General features: G+C 62.7%; 18 protein-coding genes. 15 read left to right on the plus strand and 3 right to left on the minus strand.

Going from position 1 to position 18,873, the window contains the following annotated elements; translation table 11 throughout:
* Window positions 1-58 precede the first annotated feature (58 nt).
* The gene (locus CAF92_RS22540; RefSeq protein WP_003261048.1) at window positions 59-607 is read right to left on the minus strand and encodes a gamma carbonic anhydrase family protein; all 549 of its coding nucleotides are present in this window, start codon (window positions 605-607) and stop codon (window positions 59-61) included.
* 66 nt (window positions 608-673) lie between these two features.
* On the opposite strand from CAF92_RS22540, the gene prlC reads away from it, so the two are divergent.
* The 6 genes from prlC to CAF92_RS22570 all read left to right on the plus strand — a co-directional run bounded on the left by prlC (window position 674) and on the right by CAF92_RS22570 (window position 9,156).
* A complete protein-coding gene (prlC, locus tag CAF92_RS22545) occupies window positions 674-2,761 on the plus strand; it encodes an oligopeptidase A (RefSeq protein ID WP_085601985.1) in 2,088 nt (695 codons plus the stop codon).
* On the plus strand, window positions 2,758-3,039 hold the full coding sequence (locus tag CAF92_RS22550; RefSeq protein WP_013970292.1) for a YheV family putative zinc ribbon protein: 282 nt from the start codon (window positions 2,758-2,760) through the stop codon (window positions 3,037-3,039). The genes prlC and CAF92_RS22550 overlap by 4 nt, the downstream gene beginning before the upstream one ends.
* A gap of 120 nt (window positions 3,040-3,159) precedes the next feature.
* Window positions 3,160-5,154 (plus strand): M3 family metallopeptidase, encoded by a 1,995-nt coding sequence (locus tag CAF92_RS22555; protein ID WP_085601986.1) that lies wholly within the window; start codon window positions 3,160-3,162, stop codon window positions 5,152-5,154.
* A 77-nt stretch (window positions 5,155-5,231) separates the two neighbouring features.
* Window positions 5,232-6,290, plus strand: a complete 1,059-nt coding sequence (locus tag CAF92_RS22560) for a PA0069 family radical SAM protein (RefSeq protein WP_085601987.1) — start codon at window positions 5,232-5,234, stop codon at window positions 6,288-6,290.
* 422 nt (window positions 6,291-6,712) lie between these two features.
* On the plus strand, window positions 6,713-7,432 hold the full coding sequence (locus CAF92_RS22565) for a carbonic anhydrase (RefSeq protein WP_013970295.1): 720 nt from the start codon (window positions 6,713-6,715) through the stop codon (window positions 7,430-7,432).
* A 191-nt stretch (window positions 7,433-7,623) separates the two neighbouring features.
* Complete coding sequence (locus tag CAF92_RS22570; RefSeq protein WP_085601988.1) at window positions 7,624-9,156, plus strand: SulP family inorganic anion transporter; 1,533 nt, start codon at window positions 7,624-7,626, stop codon at window positions 9,154-9,156.
* Between the two features lie 131 nt (window positions 9,157-9,287).
* On the opposite strand, the gene CAF92_RS22575 is transcribed toward CAF92_RS22570, so the two are convergent.
* A complete protein-coding gene (locus tag CAF92_RS22575) occupies window positions 9,288-9,929 on the minus strand; it encodes a hypothetical protein (RefSeq protein WP_085601989.1) in 642 nt (213 codons plus the stop codon).
* A 369-nt stretch (window positions 9,930-10,298) separates the two neighbouring features.
* Here CAF92_RS22575 and coxB point away from each other — a divergent pair, with 369 nt between their 5' ends.
* Genes coxB through CAF92_RS22595 form a run of 4 tightly spaced genes read left to right on the plus strand, consistent with a single transcriptional unit; the run spans window position 10,299 to window position 14,540 of the window.
* Window positions 10,299-11,426, plus strand: a complete 1,128-nt coding sequence (coxB, locus tag CAF92_RS22580) for a cytochrome c oxidase subunit II (RefSeq protein ID WP_085601990.1) — start codon at window positions 10,299-10,301, stop codon at window positions 11,424-11,426.
* A 43-nt stretch (window positions 11,427-11,469) separates the two neighbouring features.
* The gene (gene ctaD, locus CAF92_RS22585; protein WP_013970300.1) at window positions 11,470-13,059 is read left to right on the plus strand and encodes a cytochrome c oxidase subunit I; all 1,590 of its coding nucleotides are present in this window, start codon (window positions 11,470-11,472) and stop codon (window positions 13,057-13,059) included.
* A 10-nt stretch (window positions 13,060-13,069) separates the two neighbouring features.
* Window positions 13,070-13,636: a cytochrome c oxidase assembly protein gene (locus CAF92_RS22590; RefSeq protein WP_015268464.1), complete on the plus strand. Its 567-nt coding sequence runs from the start codon at window positions 13,070-13,072 to the stop codon at window positions 13,634-13,636.
* 16 nt (window positions 13,637-13,652) lie between these two features.
* A complete protein-coding gene (locus CAF92_RS22595; protein WP_003258926.1) occupies window positions 13,653-14,540 on the plus strand; it encodes a cytochrome c oxidase subunit 3 in 888 nt (295 codons plus the stop codon).
* Window positions 14,541-14,639: 99 nt separating this feature from the next.
* Here the strand turns inward: CAF92_RS22595 and CAF92_RS22600 are convergent, their stop codons facing one another.
* Window positions 14,640-14,843 (minus strand): twin transmembrane helix small protein, encoded by a 204-nt coding sequence (locus tag CAF92_RS22600; RefSeq protein WP_003258925.1) that lies wholly within the window; start codon window positions 14,841-14,843, stop codon window positions 14,640-14,642.
* Between the two features lie 63 nt (window positions 14,844-14,906).
* Between CAF92_RS22600 and CAF92_RS22605 the strand changes: the two genes are divergently transcribed.
* From CAF92_RS22605 to CAF92_RS22625, 5 genes are read left to right on the plus strand one after another with little or no spacing between them, the layout of a single operon-like run.
* A complete protein-coding gene (locus CAF92_RS22605; RefSeq protein ID WP_085601991.1) occupies window positions 14,907-15,644 on the plus strand; it encodes an SURF1 family protein in 738 nt (245 codons plus the stop codon).
* A complete protein-coding gene (locus tag CAF92_RS22610; protein WP_085601992.1) occupies window positions 15,613-16,194 on the plus strand; it encodes a hypothetical protein in 582 nt (193 codons plus the stop codon). The genes CAF92_RS22605 and CAF92_RS22610 overlap by 32 nt, the downstream gene beginning before the upstream one ends.
* A 9-nt stretch (window positions 16,195-16,203) precedes the next feature.
* Window positions 16,204-17,283 carry a heme A synthase gene (locus CAF92_RS22615; protein ID WP_046615278.1) on the plus strand — a complete coding sequence of 360 codons (1,080 nt, stop codon included), beginning with the start codon at window positions 16,204-16,206 and terminating at the stop codon, window positions 17,281-17,283.
* Window positions 17,268-18,161 (plus strand): heme o synthase, encoded by an 894-nt coding sequence (gene cyoE / locus CAF92_RS22620; protein ID WP_085601993.1) that lies wholly within the window; start codon window positions 17,268-17,270, stop codon window positions 18,159-18,161. The genes CAF92_RS22615 and cyoE overlap by 16 nt, the downstream gene beginning before the upstream one ends.
* Window positions 18,158-18,790: an SCO family protein gene (locus tag CAF92_RS22625; RefSeq protein WP_013970305.1), complete on the plus strand. Its 633-nt coding sequence runs from the start codon at window positions 18,158-18,160 to the stop codon at window positions 18,788-18,790. Before cyoE ends, CAF92_RS22625 begins: the two co-directional genes overlap by 4 nt.
* Window positions 18,791-18,873 lie beyond the last annotated feature (83 nt).

Here is an 18,873-nt window from a genome sequence, read left to right on the forward strand (position 1 = left end):
AGCGGAGCCTCTCAGGCCGACACCATACCTGTGGGAGCGGGTTTACCCGCGAATGCGGTCATTCCGGTTGGTCGTAGCCTTCGGCCAGGTGCTGGTCCTTGAGCTTCACGTAGTTACTGGCGCTGTAGGCGAAAAATGCGTGTTCCTGGTCGTTCAGCAGCCGGGCCTGCTTCACCGGGCTGCCCATGTACAGGTAGCCACTGACCAGGCGCTTGCCCGGCGGCACCAGGCTACCGGCGCCGATGATCACTTCGTCCTCGACGATGGCGCCGTCCATGATGGTGCTGCCCATGCCGACCAGTATGCGGTTGCCCAAGGTGCAGCCATGCAGCATGACCTTGTGGCCGATGGTCACTTCGTCACCGATGATCAGCGGGAAGCCGTCCGGGTTGAACGGGCCGGCATGGGTGATGTGCAGCACGCTGCCGTCCTGCACGCTGGTACGCGCGCCGATGCGGATGCGGTGCATGTCGCCGCGTATAACGGTCAACGGCCAGACGGAGCTGTCTTCACCGATTTCCACGTCGCCCAGCACTACCGCCGATCGGTCGACGAAGGCCCTGGGCCCAACTTTCGGAGTGTGTTGCTGGAAGCTTCGGATGGCCATGATAGCGTCTCTCATCTGTGCCGATAGGCAGGCTGCCTGCTGCGGTCGGCGTCGATTGTAATTAAGATGGGGCAGTGTTTCTTCTGCCAAGGTATCCAAACCGTGAGTGCGAACAACCCGCTTCTGCAGTCCTACGATCTGCCGCCCTTCTCGCAAATCCGTGCCGAACACGTGTTGCCGGCGATCGAAGCGATCCTGGCCGACAACCGTAAAGCCATTGCCGAGATCCTCGAAAAGCAAGGCAAGAACCCTACCTGGGCTGGCCTGGTGCTGGCCATGGACGAACTGAACGACCGCCTGGGCGCCGCCTGGAGCCCGGTCAGCCACCTCAATGCGGTGTGCAACAGCGCGCAGCTGCGCGAAGCCTATGAGTCGTGCCTGCCGGCGCTGAGCGCCTACTCTACCGAACTGGGCCAGAACCGCGCGCTGTTCGAAGCCTACCAGGCGCTGATCGACAGCCCCGAGGCCGCCGGTTTCGACGTGGCGCAAAAGACTATCCTCGAGCACGCCCTGCGAGACTTCCGCCTGTCGGGTATCGACCTGCCGGCAGATAAACAGCAGCGCTACGCCGAAGTGCAGAGCAAGCTCAGCGAGCTGGGCAGCCGTTTCTCCAACCAGCTGCTCGATGCCACCCAGGCCTGGACCAAGCACGTTACCGACGAAGCAGCGCTGGCCGGCCTGACCGATTCGGCCAAGGCGCAGATGGCCGCCGCCGCCCAGGCCAAGGGCCTCGACGGCTGGCTGATCACCCTGGAATTCCCCAGCTACTACGCGGTGATGACCTACGCCAGCGACCGCGCTCTGCGCGAAGAGCTTTACGCCGCATACTGCACCCGTGCCTCGGACCAGGGCCCGAATGCAGGCCAGTTCGACAACGGCCCGGTGATGCAGGAAATCCTCGGTCTGCGCCAGGAACTGGCCGAACTGCTGGGCTACAAGAACTACGCCGAGCTGAGCCTGGCCACCAAGATGGCCGAGTCCAGCGACCAGGTGCTGAGCTTCCTGCGTGACCTGGCCAAGCGTTCCAAGCCGTTCGCTGCCCAGGATCTGGAGCAGCTCAAGGCCTATGCCGCCGAGCAGGGCTGCCCTGAACTGGCCAGCTGGGACGCCGGCTACTTCGGCGAGAAGCTGCGTGAGCAGCGTTACAGCGTTTCTCAGGAAGCCCTGCGCGCCTACTTCCCGATCGATAAGGTACTGAGCGGCCTGTTCAGCATCGTGCAGCGCCTGTATGGCATCGAGATCGCCGAACTCAAGGGCTTCGACAGCTGGCACCCGGATGTGCGCCTGTTCGAGATCAAGGAAAACGGCCAGCATGTCGGCCGCTTCTTCTTCGACCTCTACGCCCGCGCCAACAAGCGTGGCGGCGCCTGGATGGACGGCGCGCGTGACCGCCGCCGCACAGCTGCCGGCCAGTTGCAGAGCCCGGTGGCCAACCTGGTGTGCAACTTCACCCCGGCCGCACCCGGCAAGCCGGCGCTGTTGACTCACGATGAAGTCACCACCTTGTTCCACGAGTTCGGCCACGGCCTGCACCACATGCTGACCCGCATCGAGCATGCCGGTGTATCCGGCATTAACGGCGTGGCCTGGGACGCGGTGGAACTGCCGAGCCAGTTCATGGAAAACTGGTGCTGGGAGCCGGAAGGCCTGGCACTGATTTCCGCCCACTACGAAACCGGCGCTCCCTTGCCCCAGGACCTGTTGGACAAGATGCTGGCGGCGAAGAACTTCCAGTCGGGCATGATGATGGTGCGCCAGCTGGAGTTCTCGCTGTTCGACTTCGAGCTGCATGCCACCCATGGCGACGGCCGCAGTGTGCTGCAGGTGCTCGAAGGCGTGCGCGACGAGGTATCGGTCATGCGACCACCGGCGTACAACCGCTTCCCCAACAGTTTTGCGCACATCTTCGCTGGCGGTTATGCGGCAGGCTATTACAGCTACAAGTGGGCCGAAGTGCTGTCGGCTGACGCCTTCTCGCGCTTCGAGGAAGAAGGCGTGCTGAACGCCGAAACCGGCCGTGCCTTCCGCGAGGCAATCCTGGCACGCGGCGGTTCGCGCGAGCCTATGGAGTTGTTCGTCGACTTCCGTGGCCGTGAGCCTTCCATCGATGCCTTGCTGCGCCATAGTGGCCTGAGCGAGGACGCTGCAGCATGAGCGAGGTAGCCGTGAACAAGACCAAGAAACGCTTCATTGCCGGGGCGGTATGCCCGGCGTGCAGTGAGACCGACAAGCTGATGATGTGGAACGAAGACGGCGTGCCGCATCGCGAATGCGTGGCCTGCGGCTTTACCGACACCCTCAACGAGCAGGGCTTGTCGGTGCCGAAGGAGCTCGGTACCCGGGTCAACCATCTGGAACCGAAAGCCGCGCCGGCCAAGGTACAGACGGTGCAGTTCTTCCCAAACCCGAAGCTGAAGAAACCGGCTGAATAAAGCCGTCGTGCCGCCCGGGCGCCGTGCCCGGGTGGTAGCGGGTGGTAGATAGTCAGGCCACCTGCTGCACGCCGGCCATGCAAGCTCGCCTGCTCTTCTCTACGAGCAAGGTGTTGCACCATGGACAACCCTCTTCTGCAAAATAGCCGTATCCCCGTCGATTACCCGTCGATCACGCTGCAAAACATGCAAGTTGCCTTCGACCATGTGCTGCTGGCGCACGAGCAAGGCATCGAACGCATCATCCGCGACCAGCAGGCATTGCCAACCTGGGATGACATGGTGCTGGCGGTGGATGGGCTGGATAGTCAGCTTCTGACGGTGTTGTATGCTGCCTCGCCGTTGGTGGGCCGGGATGAAGCCTGGGCCGGTGCCATTTTCGACTTCTTCGCCAAGGCCACGGAGCGGTTCGAACAGAAGTTCACCAATTCCGCACTGCAGGCCCTGTATGAGCGCTTGGCCAGCAGCGACATTGGCAAGCAGCTGGATGCCCAGAAACGCGCCACATTGCGCTGGCATCTGCACAAGTTCGCCTCCAGTGGTGCATCGCTCGACCCAGCAGGCAAGCTGCGCCTGGCCGACCTGCTGAAACAGATTGGCGCTGCGCGGGAGGCGTTTCGCAGCAACATCAACCGACCAGGGCTGAGCATCACGGATGAATCCGAACTGAGCGGTGTACCTCAACGTATCCGTGACGAGCTGGCTACAAGGGCACAGGAGGCGGGTGAGCCGGGTTGGTTGATTGCATGCGAAAGCGCGACCACCGAGGCCGTGCTCAAACATGCTGACAACCGGCAACTGCGTGAGCGCGTATACCGGGCTTACAACACCCGAGGCGTCGGCCTTGGCCAACAGCAGGATAATCGCTTGCACCTGGAGCAACTTGCGAGGCTGCTGGAAGAAAAGGCCCACCTGCTCGGCTTTGCCAGCCATCTGGAGCAGAGCCTGCAGATGAAGAGCGCGGGTTCGGTTGCCCAGGTGCGCAGCTTCCTTCATGACCTGGCCGACCATGTGCGGCCGGCCGTACTGAATTGGCGTGCAGATATGCAGCGCCAGGCCTCAGCCAAAGGGCTGGGGAATGTCCAACCCTGGGACATTGCGTACCTGCAGGCCTCGTCGCGCACGGTACTTTCCACCGAAGCCTTGCGCGAATACTTCCCGCTGAATGTCGTGGTCAGCGCATTGCAGCAGTTGGCGGAAAAACTGTTTGGCGTAACGCTGCTGGCCAGGCCGCTGGCAACCTGGGATGACAGCGTGCAACCGTTCGAGGTGTGGCAGGACAACGCCTTGATCGGTTTCCTGTACCTGGATGCCGTACAGCATGCCGGCAAACAACCTGACTCGGTATTCACCACCTACATTCGCAACCGTCGGGTCGATGCCGAGGGAATCTTCCAGACGGCCTCGGTGGTGGTCTATAGCGACGTGCCGGCAGCGCTGCCGGGTAGCCAGCCGTTGCTGGACCATCTGTCACTGCGCAAGCTGTTCCATGAGTTTGGCCATGCCTTGCACCATTTGCTGGTGCGCACGACCAACCACGTGATGTCCAACGTCACCGAACTCGGTACCGATGGCGTGGAGTTGTTCGGCAAGCTGTTCGAGCGCTGGGTCTGGGACGCGGATTACCTGGTGGCGATCTCTTCGCACCAGCACGATGGTAGCCAGCTTTCCCGGACGCGGGTCGATGAGTGCCTGCGCCGCTTGCGGCAACAAGGTGTGGAAGAAACCGCGCGCGACCTGAGCATGGCGCTGTTCGACCTGGACCTGCATGGCATGCCGAACGATGGCCGGTCCCTCGAGCAGCGCCTGGGCGATGCCCGTGAGTATTGTGGTTACTGGCCCCTGGCCGATTTCGAGCACCCGGCGCATGCCTTCGACCATTTGGTAAACGGCTACGATGCCGGTTATTACGCCTATCTGTGGTCGGACGTGCACGCCTTCGACCTGTTCACCCGCTTCGAGGCCCAAGGCCTGCTGGACCGGGCCACAGGGCAGGCCTTGCAGGAGACATTGCTTGCCCCAGGGGCATCGCGACCGTTGCGTGAAGGTATCGAGATGTTCCTCGGCCGGCAGTCGAGCCAGCTGCCCTTTCTACGTTGGCATGGCCTGAAGTGAACGCGCGCTGACCGGAGGTGCTGGAAAGAATCAGGCAGGCAATATACTGTATATGAATACAGTATCAGGGGTAGGCCATGATTCCTCCAGCACCGCAAAAGGGCCGTGGCACGGCGCACAATCCGCACAACCGCTTTGCCCCCAGCCATTCGGTGGCGGAGGATGACGGCTGGTGTCAGGAGGTGCCGCAAACCCAGGGCACCGAGGTGCGGGTAGAGACGGCCAGGTCGGTGATCAGCCGCAATACGTCTCCCGACCTGCCCTTCGACCGCTCCATCAACCCATACCGTGGTTGCGAGCACGGTTGCATCTACTGTTATGCCCGCCCTTCCCACGCCTACTGGGACCTTTCCCCCGGCCTGGATTTCGAGACCAAGCTGATTGCCAAGACCAACGCCGCCGAGGTGCTTGAGCAACAATTGAGCAAACCGGGTTACATTTGCGCGCCGATCAACCTGGGTTCCAATACCGACCCGTACCAGCCGATCGAGCGGGAACAACTGCTGACCCGTCGCCTGCTCGAAGTGCTGCTGCGTTTTCGCCACCCGGTGACCATCGTCACGAAGGGTTCACTGGTGCTGCGCGACCTCGACCTGCTGGCCGAGATGGCCCGCCAGCGTCTGGTACGGGTGATGATCAGCCTGACCACGCTGGACGATGACCTGAAACGGGTGCTGGAACCGCGCGCGGCATCACCCAAGGCGCGTTTGCGGGCTATCCGTGTGTTGCGTGAGGCGGGAGTGCCGGTGGGCGTGTTGTGTTCGCCGATGATCCCGATGATCAACGACAGTGAACTGGAACGGCTGCTGGATGCGGCGAGGGAGGCCGGTGCACAGAGCGCAGCCTACATGATGTTGCGCTTGCCGCTGGAGGTGGCACCGTTGTTCGAGCAATGGCTGCAGGACCATTACCCGCAGCGGGCGGCGCATGTATTGAGCCTGATCCGCCAGAGCCGCGGCGGTGAACTGTACGACAGCCGGTTTGGTGCGCGCATGCGCGGTGAAGGCGTGTTTGCCGAGTTGCTGGCGCAGCGCTTTGCCAAGGCCATGAAGCGGCTGGAGTTCGAAGGGCGAGAAGCGCAGGCGCTGGATTGTTCGGCGTTTTGCCCACCGGGTGGGCAGATGGCGCTGTTCTGATGCTTGAGCAGAGCACGGCCTTTGTGGGAGCGGGCGCGCCCGCGAACACCGGCGCAGCCGGTGCCTTGTACCAAGCTGCCTCTTTCGCGGGCACGCCCGCTCCCACAGGTTCTGTGCAGGTTCCGGGTTCCCGCATGGGGCGCATTGCCATCCGTCAATACAACTAATCCAAGTAGATAATTGGACTAATGGCTCTTGGCAGTTGATGTTTTTTTGCTATTATCCAGTGCCCGCCCTTCCTATCTGGAACACCCGTTCTAGAGCCTTCGAATTAAGTTTCAGTTAAGTTTTCCCCGCTAGCGTAGGAAATCAGTCTTCACCGACTGTGATCTATGGCCTGTGCGTGTCATCTAAATCCCTGCATAGCCAGAATCTTTCACCGGTAAAATGGATTTACCTACACACCGTCAAGAGGATGAATCATGCCCGTCAAGGACCCATCCAAGGTCGTACCGCAGGTCCCCGCGGAGAGCGCCGATGCCGCCCTGAAGCACATCGTCGACGGCTTCCTGCGTTTTCACCATGACGTTTTCCCCGAGCAGCAAGAGCTGTTCAAGAAGCTCGCCACCGCGCAAACCCCGCGAGCCATGTTCATTACCTGCGCCGACTCGCGCATCGTTCCCGAGCTGATCACCCAGAGTTCGCCTGGCGACCTGTTCGTGACCCGTAACGTCGGTAACGTGGTACCGCCTTATGGCCAGATGAACGGCGGCGTTTCCAGCGCTATCGAGTACGCCGTGCTGGCGTTGAAAGTGCATCACATCATCGTCTGCGGCCACTCCGACTGCGGCGCCATGCGTGCCGTGCTCAACCCGCAATCGCTGACCAAGATGCCGACAGTGTCCGCCTGGTTGCGCCACGCCGAAGTGGCCCGCACCGTGGTCGAGAACAACTGCTCGTGCGGCAGCGAACACGAAACCATGCAAGTGCTGACCAAGGAAAACGTCATCGCCCAGCTGCATCACCTGCGTACTCACCCTTCGGTGGCTTCGCGCCTGGCAGCCGGTGAGCTGTACATCCATGGCTGGGTCTACGACATCGAGACCAGCAAGATCGAAGCCTACGACGCCGCCAGCGATACCTTCCTGCCCCTGGCTGCTGGCGAGCCGGTCCCCTGCGCTACTCCGAGAGGCCGCTACTAAGCGACCCATCCACCCGCTGGAACCTTGATAGCCGGCTGCACCCTGCAGGGGTGTGGCATGGCTTTCGGCTGCCTTGAATTCCCTGACTGCCTGCCGGCACGCCCGCTGGCGGCCCGCGCCTGCGCGCTCGTCAGGGGCAAACGTGCCCACGGCCAGGGGAATGGCTGTGCGACAGAGAAAGGAGAAACACGGTGAACATTACACAGTTGAAAGCGGCCCTGCCGCGTGAGTTGCTGGCGTCGGTGGTGGTCTTCCTGGTGGCCCTGCCGTTGTGCATGGGCATTGCGATCGCTTCGGGCATGCCGCCCGCCAAAGGCCTGATTACCGGCATTATCGGCGGTGTTGTCGTGGGTTTTCTCGCCGGTTCCCCGCTGCAGGTCAGTGGACCGGCCGCTGGCCTGGCGGTATTGGTATTCGAACTGGTACGCCAGCATGGCATGGCCATGCTCGGGCCGATCCTGCTGCTGGCCGGCTTGCTGCAGTTGCTGGCCGGGCGTCTGCGCCTGGGCTGCTGGTTCCGGGTTACCGCGCCGGCGGTGGTGTACGGCATGCTGGCGGGGATTGGCGTGCTGATCGTGCTGTCGCAGGTGCATGTGATGTTCGACACCGCGCCGCAGCCATCCGGCATGCAGAACCTGCTGGAGTTCCCGGCGACCGTGGCTGCGGCCCTGCCACAGGAAAGCGCCGGCTCCGGCTGGATGGCCGGTGCGCTGGGTCTGGGCACCATCGCCATCATGTGGGGCTGGGAGCGCCTGCGGCCGCAGCGGCTGCGCTTTGTCCCAGGTGCCCTGCTGGGCGTGTCGGCCATGACGGCCATCAGCATGTGGCTGGCCTTGCCGGTGAATCGCGTACAGGTGCCGGCCGACCTGTCCGAGGCCATCGACTGGATCCGCCCTGGTGACCTGATGCAACTGGCCGACCCTACCCTGCTGGTCGCCGCTTTCGCTCTGGCCTTCATCGCCAGCGCCGAAACCTTGTTGTCGGCTGCAGCGGTTGACCGCATGCACAGCGGCCAACGTTCGGACTTCGACCGTGAGCTGTCTGCCCAGGGCATCGGCAACATGCTGTGTGGGGTGCTCGGCGCGTTACCGATGACCGGGGTGATCGTGCGTAGCTCGGCGAACGTGCAGGCTGGTGCGCAGACTCGGGCTTCAGCGATCTTCCATGGCTTGTGGCTGCTGGCATTCGTGGTGGCGCTGAGCAGCGTGCTGCAGCAGATCCCGGTGGCGAGCCTGGCGGGTGTGCTGGTGTTCACCGGGGTCAAACTGGTGGATTTCAAGGCGTTTCGTGGGTTGGGCCGCTATGGCCGCATGCCGATGGTCACCTACGCGGCGACGGCACTGGCGATCATCTTTACCGACCTGCTGACCGGCGTATTGCTGGGCTTTGCCCTGACCTTGCTGAAGCTGGCACTGAAGGCGGCGCGGTTGAAGATCAACCTGGTCAGCCTGGAGAAGGCTGGGCACATGGAGCTGCGCTTGAGTGGCGCGGCCACCTTCCTCAAGGTGCCGGCGCTGACCCAGGTGCTGGATAGCGTGCCGGCGGGGACCACGCTGCATGTGCCGCTGGGTAACCTCAGCTATATCGACCACTCGTGCCTTGAGCTGCTTGAAGATTGGGGCCGCAGTAATTTGGCAAATGGGTCGCGGTTGCTGATCGAGCAGCGGCGCTTGAAGCGGCGGATCGAGGGGCGGATGCGGACTACGGCCGGGGTTGGGGCCTAGAGCCGGAATATTTGCTGCATGAGCCGGCCCTTTCGCGGGCACGCCCGCTCCCACAGGTAATCCACAGCCATCAAGGCATGTGCTTTTCCTGTGGGAGCGGGCGTGCCCGCGAAGAGGCTGGGACAGGAACTTCAGGCCGGCTGGCCCAGCTCCACACCCAGCTGCCGCGACAGGCAAGGCCAGCGCTTCCACGCCGCGCCTGTTTTCGGGCTGCTCAATTTCTCGCGGTAGGCCTCCACCGATTCCACCGCGAAGCTTTCGTCATTCAACATTTCATCCACCGAGTGGTGCACCACTTCATCCAGCTGGTTGGCAAACGTCTCGCCAATCAACTGGTGGGCAATCAGGTTGGCGACGGTGGTGTCGACCGGGATCAACGGTTGCTGGAAGTGACGGATGTACAGGTCGTTCACCTCTTCCACCAGGCGGTGCGCCAGGTAGGCCTCATCCAGCAGGCAGTCCAGGCCCACATGCCCTTGCATCACGCTGGGCGGCTGCAGAAAGTAGGCTTCGGCGATTTTCAGTACAGGTTTGATCTGCGATTCGATCCCGGCCTCGCGGGCGACCTCATGGGCGGCCTCCAGCAGTTCCGGAACCTGGTCGATGTAGGCGCTGACGAAGCGCGCCAAAGTACCCTGGGCGTCCTGCTCAGGCAGTTGGATCGAGGGGTGCAGGTGGGGCAGTTGCAGCTCGAGACGCTTTTTCAGTTGGCCGGTCTGGCCTTCGTGTTGATGGGCTTGGCTTACCTGCTCGCGTACAGCAGCGATGTTCATGACAACTCCAGGGACATTACGTTTCAAACGGAAGACACTAAATTAGCTCGGTATACAGAATACCTAAGACGTATTTGTTATAAATCACGCAAACGTGTGCATGCTCAGGCATATCGAAATGCCATTATTGCGCCATGACCTATCAAGCGCGCGGTTTTCAGGCCACTCAGCCATTTCATGAAGTTCATTTCACGGCCTTCGTTGCGTGCCGTTGGTCGCTGTCTATACTCCCGGTGAACGTGATTCGTTGATGAGGCCCGACTGCTTTTAGCAGGGGCTCGGTCGTCGAAGCCAGGCAGTCTTGACCGCCGTTCCCTCTTGCCGCAGGCCACGCCTCCGGGACTACAAGAACGAGAAGGGGAACCCGCAATGATGCGACATCCACATGTCTGGATGGGCCTCCTGTTGTGGACGGTTTTTGGTCAGGCAAATGCCGCCTGGACCGTGAACATGCACCCAGGGGCGACGGAAGTCTCCAACGCCGTCTTCGACCTGCACATGACCATCTTCTGGATCTGCGTGATCATCGGCATCGTTGTCTTTGGCGCGATGTTCTGGTCGATGGTCATCCACCGCCGTTCCACCGGTCAGCAGGCTGCGCATTTCCACGAGCACACCTGGGTGGAAATTCTCTGGACGGTGGTCCCCTTCCTGATCCTGGTGGCCATGGCCATCCCGGCCACCAAGACCCTGATCGACATCTACGATGCCAGCGAGTCGGATATCGATATCCAGGTTACCGGGTACCAGTGGAAGTGGCACTACAAATACCTGGGCCAGGACGTGGAGTTCTTCAGCAACCTGGCCACCCCCACCGAGCAGATCCACAACAAGGCACCCAAGGACGAGCACTACCTGCTCGAAGTCGACCAGCCGCTGGTGCTGCCAGTGGGCGCCAAGGTGCGCTTCCTGGTGACCGCTGCCGATGTCATCCACTCCTGGTGGGTGCCGGCGTTCGCGGTCAAACGTGATGCTATCCCCGGCTTCGTCAACGAAGCCTGGACCCGTATCGACAAGCCCGGCATCTACCGCGGCCAGTGCACCGAGCTGTGCGGCAAGGACCACGGCTTCATGCCGGTGGTGGTCGAGGTCAAGTCCAAGGCTGACTACGACACCTGGCTGGGCGAGCGCAAGGCCGAAGCTGCCAAGCTCAAGGAGCTGACCAGCAAGGAATGGACCCTGCAGGAGCTGGTGGAACGTGGTGACAAGGTCTACCACACCACCTGCGTGGCCTGTCACCAGGCCGAAGGCCAGGGCCTGCCGCCGATGTTCCCGGCGCTCAAGGGCTCGAAGATCGCCACCGGGCCGAAGGAAGCCCACCTGGGTATCGTCTTCCACGGCAAGCCCGGCACCGCCATGGCGGCTTTCGGCAAGCAGCTCTCGGAAGTCGACATCGCCGCCGTGGTCACCTACGAGCGCAACGCCTGGGGCAACAACAAGGGTGACATGGTCACGCCGAAGGACGTGCTGGCACTGAAGCAGGCAGAAGCGCAATGAACCGGGTTACTCGCGGCAATCAATGGATTGCAGGAGACAGGACATGAGTGCAGTGATCGACGACCACGCCCACGGCCATGACCATGCGCACGGCCCGGCCAAGGGCTTGATGCGCTGGGTGCTGACCACCAACCACAAGGACATCGGCACGATGTACCTGTGGTTCAGCTTCATCATGTTCCTGCTCGGCGGCTCTTTCGCCATGGTGATCCGTGCCGAGCTGTTCCAGCCCGGCCTGCAGATCGTCCAGCCGGAGTTCTTCAACCAGATGACCACCATGCACGGCCTGATCATGGTGTTCGGTGCGGTGATGCCGGCCTTCGTCGGCCTGGCCAACTGGATGATCCCGCTGATGATCGGCGCGCCCGACATGGCCCTGCCGCGGATGAACAACTTCAGCTTCTGGCTGCTGCCGGCGGCTTTCCTGTTGCTGGTCTCGACCCTGTTCAGCCCGGGCGGGGGGCCCAACTTCGGCTGGACCTTCTACGCCCCGCTGTCCACCACCTACGCGCCGGCCAGCGTCACCTTCTTCATCTTTGCCATCCACCTGATGGGCATCAGCTCGATCATGGGCGCGATCAACGTGATCGCCACCATCCTCAACCTGCGCGCCCCGGGCATGACCTTGATGAAGATGCCACTGTTCGTCTGGACCTGGCTGATTACCGCGTTCCTGCTGATTGCGGTGATGCCGGTGCTGGCCGGCGTCGTGACCATGATGCTGATGGACATCCACTTCGGCACCAGCTTCTTCAGTGCCGCCGGCGGTGGTGACCCGGTGCTGTTCCAGCACGTGTTCTGGTTCTTCGGCCACCCCGAGGTGTACATCATGATCCTGCCGGCCTTCGGCGCGGTCAGTTCGATCATCCCGGCGTTCTCGCGCAAGCCGCTGTTCGGCTACACCTCCATGGTGTACGCCACCGGCGCCATCGCATTCCTGTCGTTCATCGTCTGGGCCCACCACATGTTCGTGGTCGGCATCCCGGTGGTCGGCGAGCTGTTCTTCATGTACGCCACCATGCTGATCGCCGTGCCTACCGGGGTTAAGGTGTTCAACTGGGTCAGCACCATGTGGGAAGGGTCACTGACCTTCGAAACGCCGATGCTGTTCGCCATCGCCTTTGTCATCCTGTTCACCATCGGCGGTTTCAGCGGGCTGATGCTTGCCATCGCCCCGGCTGACTTCCAGTACCACGACACCTACTTCGTGGTGGCGCACTTCCACTATGTGCTCGTGCCTGGGGCGATCTTCGGCATCTTCGCCTCGGCCTACTACTGGCTGCCGAAATGGACCGGCCACATGTATGACGAAACCCTTGGCAAGCTGCATTTCTGGCTATCGTTCATTGGCATGAACATGGCCTTCTTCCCCATGCACTTCGTGGGGCTTGCCGGCATGCCACGGCGGATCCCCGACTACAACTTGCAGTTCGCCGACTTCAACATGGTGTCGTCGATCGGCGCGTTCATGTTCGGTGCCACGCAGATCTTCTTCCTGTTCATCGTCATCAAATGCATCCGTGGCGGCGCGCCGGCACCGGCCAAACCATGGGATGGCGCCGAGGGCCTGGAGTGGTCGATCCCGTCGCCTGCGCCCTATCACACCTTCCAGACGCCACCGGAAGTGAAATAGGAACCGTGCCATGAACGGCCTTTCGCTGAAACGCCTGGTATTGCGCCTGCTGATGCTGACGGTGGTGATGTTCGCCTTCGGCTTCGCCCTGGTGCCTATCTATGACGTGATGTGCAAGGCCTTCGGTATCAACGGCAAGACCGGAGGGCAGTACGAAGGCAGCCAGGTCAGCGACCCGACGCGTTCGGTGCGGGTGCAGTTCATGTCGACCAATGCCAGCGACATGGTCTGGGACTTCTACTCCACCGCGGACCAGCTGGAGGTCAACCCGGGTGCGGTGAACCAGATGATCTTCATTGCCCACAACCCGACCGACCGGCCGATGAGTGCGCAAGCCATCCCCAGCATCACCCCAGCCGAGGCTGCGGCGTACTTCCACAAGACCGAGTGCTTCTGCTTTACCCAGCAGGTGCTGCAGCCCGGCGAACGCATCGAGATGCCGGTGCGCTTCATCGTCGACCGCGACCTGCCGGCCAGCGTGAAGCACCTGACACTGGCCTACACCTTGTTCGACATCACCGCTCGCCACCCGCCGGTCGCGCATGTCGCGGCCCAGGACGTCCAGGGCGCCCGTTAAGGGAAGGAGAACAGCAATGGCAAGTCATGAGCACTACTACGTTCCGGCGCAGAGCAAGTGGCCGATCATCGCCACCATCGGCATGTTCATCACGGTGTTCGGCCTGGGCACCTGGTTCAATGACATGAAGGCCGGCCACCCCGAGTCGCACGGGCCGCTGATCTTCTTCATCGGTGCGTTGTTCCTGGCCTACATGCTGTTCGGCTGGTTCGGTTCGGTGGTGCGGGAAAGCCGCGCGGGGCTGTACAGCCCGCAGCTGGACCGCTCGTTCCGCTGGGGCATGAGCTGGTTCATCTTCTCCGAGGTGATGTTCTTCCTGGCCTTCTTCGGTGCGCTGTTCTACGTGCGGGTGCTGGCCGGGCCGTGGCTGGGCGGTGAAGGGGCCAAGGGTGTTGCGCACATGTTGTGGCCGACCTTCGAATTCACCTGGCCGCTGCTGCACACGCCCGACCCGAAACTGTTCCCGCCGCCCAAGGAAGTGATCGATCCGTGGCACCTGCCGCTTATCAACACCATCTTGCTGGTCAGCTCCAGCGTGACCATCACCATCGCCCACCATGCCCTGCGTCGCGGCCACCGTGGCCCGCTGAAATTCTGGATGGCGCTGACCATCGTCCTGGGCGCCAGCTTCATCGCGTTGCAGGCCTACGAGTACCACGAGGCCTATACCAAGCTGGGGCTGACGCTGGGGTCGGGTATCTACGGCGCGACGTTCTTCATGCTCACCGGCTTCCACGGCGCCCACGTGACCCTGGGCACGATCATCCTGATCGTGATGTTCGTGCGCATCTTGCGCGGGCATTTCAACCCGGAGAAACACTTCGGTTTCGAGGCCGCCAGTTGGTACTGGCACTTCGTCGATGTGGTGTGGGTGGGGTTGTTCATCTTTGTCTATGTGTTGTGAATAAAGAACCCTGTGGGAGCGGGCGCGCCCGCGAATGCGTCGGTACATTCAACATCGCATTCGCGGGCATGCCCGCTCCCACAGGGTCAGGTGGAAACTTCAGAAAGGGGCGTGAGATACGAGCTGACCACTGATGAAGCCCCAGGCGACAAGGCCGATGGTCAGCGCCGCCAGGGTCACCCGCACGGTCAGCGCTTTCAGTAAACGGGTCGAGTTTTCATCGTCCTTTACCAGAAACACCAGGCCGCTGAACAGGCTGGCAATCGTGGCCAACAGCATCAGGACAATCGCGGCCTTGAGCATGGCGATACTCCGGGGGGATGCGGTGATGTGGATAAGTATAGCGATCGGCCCGACGAGGCTCCGATGAGGCCGTTTCGTCCGGGCTGGGTACCAACCCTGGTGGTGCTTGCGCTGCTGCCGGGGCTGATCGCGCTTGGCTGCTGGCAACTCGGCCGTGCCGAGGAAAAACGCATGCTGCTGGCCGCCTATGCCGAGCGGCGGGTAGAAGCGCCAGTGGCTACGGCCCAGCTGACAGCGAACCAGGACAATGCCTTCCGCCGCGTGCATCTCTATGGCCGCTTCGACTCCGAACACAGCCTGCTGCTGGACAACCGCATGCGCGATGGCCAGGCCGGTGTCGAGCTGCTGCAACCCTTCCATGATCAGGCCAGCGGCGCGTGGCTGCTGGTAAACCGCGGTTGGTTGCCCTGGCCCGATCGCCGTGTGCCGGTGCATTTCGATACCCCTGCCCAGGCGTTGGCGCTGGACGCTTCGGTGTATGTCGCGCCTGGCAGCACGTTCCAGCTGCACCCCGACCCTGCAGGCGGCCAGTGGCCGCACCTGCTGACTGCCGTGGATGCCGCGCAGCTATGGCAACAGCTCGATCGCGAAGGCTTCGCCCATGAGCTGCGCCTGGAACCCGGCCCGGCGACCTATCGCCTGGACTGGCCGGTCGTTGCCATGGGCCCGGAAAAACACCTGGGTTACGCCGTGCAGTGGTTTGCCCTGGCAACCACTTTGGTACTGCTCTACCTCTACTTCGGCTGGCACCACAACAAGGAGAAACGCCATGGCCACCGCCACTCCACTGGAAGTGCCTGAACGCAGCAAACCCAGAGCCCGCGGGCGTTTGCAGCTGCTGCTGATTCTGCTGGTGGTGCTCGGGCCGATGGTTCTGGCCACCAGCATGTACAAGCTCAAGTTCTGGGTGCCGGACGGCCGCAGCTACCACGGCGTGATGATCGGCAACGGGGAGACCCTTGCCGATCTCGGCGTGGCGGGCCAGGGCGAGCGCTGGCAGCTGCTGGTGAGCACACCCACAGCCTGTGCCGAGGATTGCCAGCGGCTGGTGTACCTGGCTCGGCAGATCCAGGTCGGCCTGGGTCGTGATGCCAGCCGTGCCAGCCATGCCCTGGCGGCCGCCCAGCTGGCAAGTGCCGAGTACCAGGCGTTGCTAGGCCGCGAATACCCACAGTTGCAGCGTTACCCGCTGGATGCGCAACGCTACCTGCAAAAGGTCGGCGAGGCCGGCCCGCAGCTGTGGATCGTCGACCCACACGGCAACCTGGTGCTGCGCTACGACGCCAAGGTCAACGGCAAGCATGTGCTGGACGACCTGCGCCACCTGCTCAAGCTGTCCAACATCGGCTAGGAGCCTGCCATGGCCAGACCCGGATTCCGCCTTGCTGTGTTCGCCACCCTGCTGGCACTGCTGGTCGTCCTGCTTGGTGCCTATACCCGCCTGACCCACGCCGGCCTCGGCTGCCCGGACTGGCCGGGTTGCTACGGCTTCATCAGCGTGCCCAAGAGCGAAGCGCAGCTGGCCCATGCCGAGCTGCATTTCCCCGAACACCCGGTGGAAGCCGCCAAGGGCTGGGCCGAGATGGTCCACCGCTACTTCGCCGGCACCCTGGCGATGGTGATCGCCCTGCTCGCCTTGCAGGCGCTGCGCCGGCATACCCGCGATGGCCAGCCTTACCGTCTGCCCTTGCTGCTGCTGGGCGTGGTGCTGGCGCAGGCAGCCTTCGGCATGTGGACGGTCACCCTCAAGCTGTGGCCGCAGGTGGTCACCGCGCATCTACTCGGCGGCTTCACTACCCTGAGTTTGCTGTTCCTGTTGTCCCTGCGTCTGTCCCGGGCCTTTGCGCCTTTGCCAAAGCTGCCATTGAGCCTGCGCCGGATCGCTGCGCTGGCCTTGCTGGTGGTGATCGGCCAGATCGCCCTGGGCGGCTGGGTCAGTGCCAACTACGCGGCCGTCGCCTGCATCGACCTGCCCACCTGCCACGGTCAATGGTGGCCGACGGCGGACTTCAGCAACGGTTTCCACCTGACCCAGCACGTTGGGCCCAACTATCTGGGCGGGCAACTGGACAGTGATGCGCGCACGGCCATCCACATCAGCCACCGCCTGGGCGCATTGCTGGTGACCTGTGTGCTGCTGATGCTCAGCTGGAAGCTGCACCGCTGCGGCCTCCCTGGCCTGGCACGGCTGGTGCTGCTGGCGCTGGTGGTGCAAGTCGGTCTGGGCATCAGCAATGTGCTGCTGCACCTGCCGCTGGCCGTGGCCGTGGCGCACAACGCTGGTGGGGCGCTGTTGCTGCTGAGCATGGTGCTGGTGAACTACCGCATCCGCGTGGTCGACAAGGTTCGCGTGGGTGTCGGCCATGGCTGGCGCCTGCGGCCTGTGGCTGGCGTTGGCATCACCCACCACATGAGGAATGATTCATGGCGACGCTTCTGAGCGCACAGAGGGCCAGTTGGCGTGATTACCTGGAACTGACCAAGCCCAAGGTGGTGGTGCTGATGCTGATCACCTCGCTGGCGGGCATGTTCCTTGCCACCCGTGCGGGTGTCAGCTGGAGCGTGCTGCTGTTCGGCAACCTGGGCATCGGTTTGTGTGCAGGCGGCGCGGCGGTGGTCAACCATGTGGTGGACCGACGCATCGACGCGCTGATGGCGCGTACCCACAAGCGGCCGCTGGCCCAGGGCCGGGTCGAGCCGCTGCCGGCGCTGCTGTTCGCCCTGGCGCTGGCGCTACTTGGCATGGCCCTGCTGATGGTGTTCACCAATGCCCTCACTGCCTGGCTGACACTGGCTTCCCTGCTCGGCTATGCGGTGCTCTACACCGGTTTTCTCAAGCGCGCCACGCCGCAGAACATCGTCATCGGCGGCTTGGCTGGCGCCGCCCCGCCGTTGCTGGGCTGGGTGGCGGTCAGCGGCCATGTCAGCGCCGAGCCCCTGTTGCTGGTGCTGATCATCTTCGCCTGGACCCCACCCCACTTCTGGGCCTTGGCCATCCACCGCAAGGAGGAATACGCCAAGGCCGATATCCCGATGCTGCCGGTGACCCACGGCGAGCGCTACACCAAGCTGCATATCCTGCTGTACACCCTGGTACTGCTGTCGGTAAGCCTGCTGCCCTACGTCATCCACATGAGTGGCCCGCTTTACCTGGCCTGTGCCCTGGTGCTCGGCCTGCGCTTCCTGCAATGGGCCTGGGTGTTGTACCGTGGCAGCCGGCCGCACGCGGCGATCGGCACCTTCAAGTACTCTATCGGCTACCTGTTCGCGCTGTTCATCGCGTTGCTCCTCGACCACTACCTGTTGCTGAACCTATGACCCGAACCCAGAAAACCGTCTTCATCCTCGTTGCCCTGGTCGCGTTGATCCTGGGCCTGACCGTCAACAAGGTGCTCAATGGCCGCGACCAGCCCAACCCCACCGAGCTGATCGATGCCGGCATCATCCTGCTGCCGCAGAGCCGTACCGTGGCCGATGTGACCATGACCAACCAGGACGGCCAGCCGGTGCAACTGGATGACCTGAAGGGCAAATGGTCGCTGCTTTTCTTCGGTTACACCTACTGCCCCGACATCTGCCCGACGACCTTGGCCCAGTTGCGCCAGGTGAAGAGCGAGTTGCCCAAGGAGGCCGTCGACCGGCTGCAGGTGGTGCTGGTGAGCGTTGACCCGAACCGCGACACGCCGAACCAGCTGAAGCAGTACCTGGGTTATTTCGACAAGGATTTCGTCGGGGTGGCGGGGTCGATCGAGGATACCCAGAAGCTGGCCAATGCCTTGAGCATACCTTTCATTCCGGCCGATACCAGCAAGCCGGGGTATACCGTGGATCACAGCGGCAATCTGGCGGTTGTGGGGCCGGATGGGCGTCAGCGCGGGTTCATTCGGGCTCCGTTCAACAACCAGAAGCTGGTGGCGCAATTGCCTGGGCTTGTGAAGCGGGATTGAGTTAACCCCCAAAAGCTTCGCGGGTAAACCCGCTCCCACAGGTACAGCGTAGGCCGTGAGCCTTGCGCTATCCCTGTGGGAGC

The sequence above is a fragment of the Pseudomonas sp. B10(2017) genome (genome assembly GCF_002113295.1).
In the GTDB taxonomy this organism is placed as follows: Bacteria; Pseudomonadota; Gammaproteobacteria; order Pseudomonadales; family Pseudomonadaceae; genus Aquipseudomonas; species Aquipseudomonas pudica.

Excerpts from the sequence above, each read along its gene's own strand:
- CAF92_RS22540 (WP_003261048.1), bottom strand. The coding sequence starts at position 607 with ATGGCCATCCGAAGCTTCCAGCAACACACTCCGAAAGTTGGGCCCAGG.
- prlC (WP_085601985.1), top strand. The coding sequence starts at position 674 with ATGGGGCAGTGTTTCTTCTGCCAAGGTATCCAAACCGTGAGTGCGAAC.
- CAF92_RS22550 (WP_013970292.1), top strand. The coding sequence starts at position 2,758 with ATGAGCGAGGTAGCCGTGAACAAGACCAAGAAACGCTTCATTGCCGGG.
- CAF92_RS22555 (WP_085601986.1), top strand. The coding sequence starts at position 3,160 with ATGGACAACCCTCTTCTGCAAAATAGCCGTATCCCCGTCGATTACCCG.
- CAF92_RS22560 (WP_085601987.1), top strand. The coding sequence starts at position 5,232 with ATGATTCCTCCAGCACCGCAAAAGGGCCGTGGCACGGCGCACAATCCG.
- CAF92_RS22565 (WP_013970295.1), top strand. The coding sequence starts at position 6,713 with ATGCCCGTCAAGGACCCATCCAAGGTCGTACCGCAGGTCCCCGCGGAG.
- CAF92_RS22575 (WP_085601989.1), bottom strand. The coding sequence starts at position 9,929 with ATGAACATCGCTGCTGTACGCGAGCAGGTAAGCCAAGCCCATCAACAC.
- coxB (WP_085601990.1), top strand. The coding sequence starts at position 10,299 with ATGATGCGACATCCACATGTCTGGATGGGCCTCCTGTTGTGGACGGTT.
- ctaD (WP_013970300.1), top strand. The coding sequence starts at position 11,470 with ATGAGTGCAGTGATCGACGACCACGCCCACGGCCATGACCATGCGCAC.
- CAF92_RS22590 (WP_015268464.1), top strand. The coding sequence starts at position 13,070 with ATGAACGGCCTTTCGCTGAAACGCCTGGTATTGCGCCTGCTGATGCTG.
- CAF92_RS22595 (WP_003258926.1), top strand. The coding sequence starts at position 13,653 with ATGGCAAGTCATGAGCACTACTACGTTCCGGCGCAGAGCAAGTGGCCG.
- CAF92_RS22600 (WP_003258925.1), bottom strand. The coding sequence starts at position 14,843 with ATGCTCAAGGCCGCGATTGTCCTGATGCTGTTGGCCACGATTGCCAGC.
- CAF92_RS22605 (WP_085601991.1), top strand. The coding sequence starts at position 14,907 with ATGAGGCCGTTTCGTCCGGGCTGGGTACCAACCCTGGTGGTGCTTGCG.
- CAF92_RS22610 (WP_085601992.1), top strand. The coding sequence starts at position 15,613 with ATGGCCACCGCCACTCCACTGGAAGTGCCTGAACGCAGCAAACCCAGA.
- CAF92_RS22615 (WP_046615278.1), top strand. The coding sequence starts at position 16,204 with ATGGCCAGACCCGGATTCCGCCTTGCTGTGTTCGCCACCCTGCTGGCA.
- cyoE (WP_085601993.1), top strand. The coding sequence starts at position 17,268 with ATGGCGACGCTTCTGAGCGCACAGAGGGCCAGTTGGCGTGATTACCTG.
- CAF92_RS22625 (WP_013970305.1), top strand. The coding sequence starts at position 18,158 with ATGACCCGAACCCAGAAAACCGTCTTCATCCTCGTTGCCCTGGTCGCG.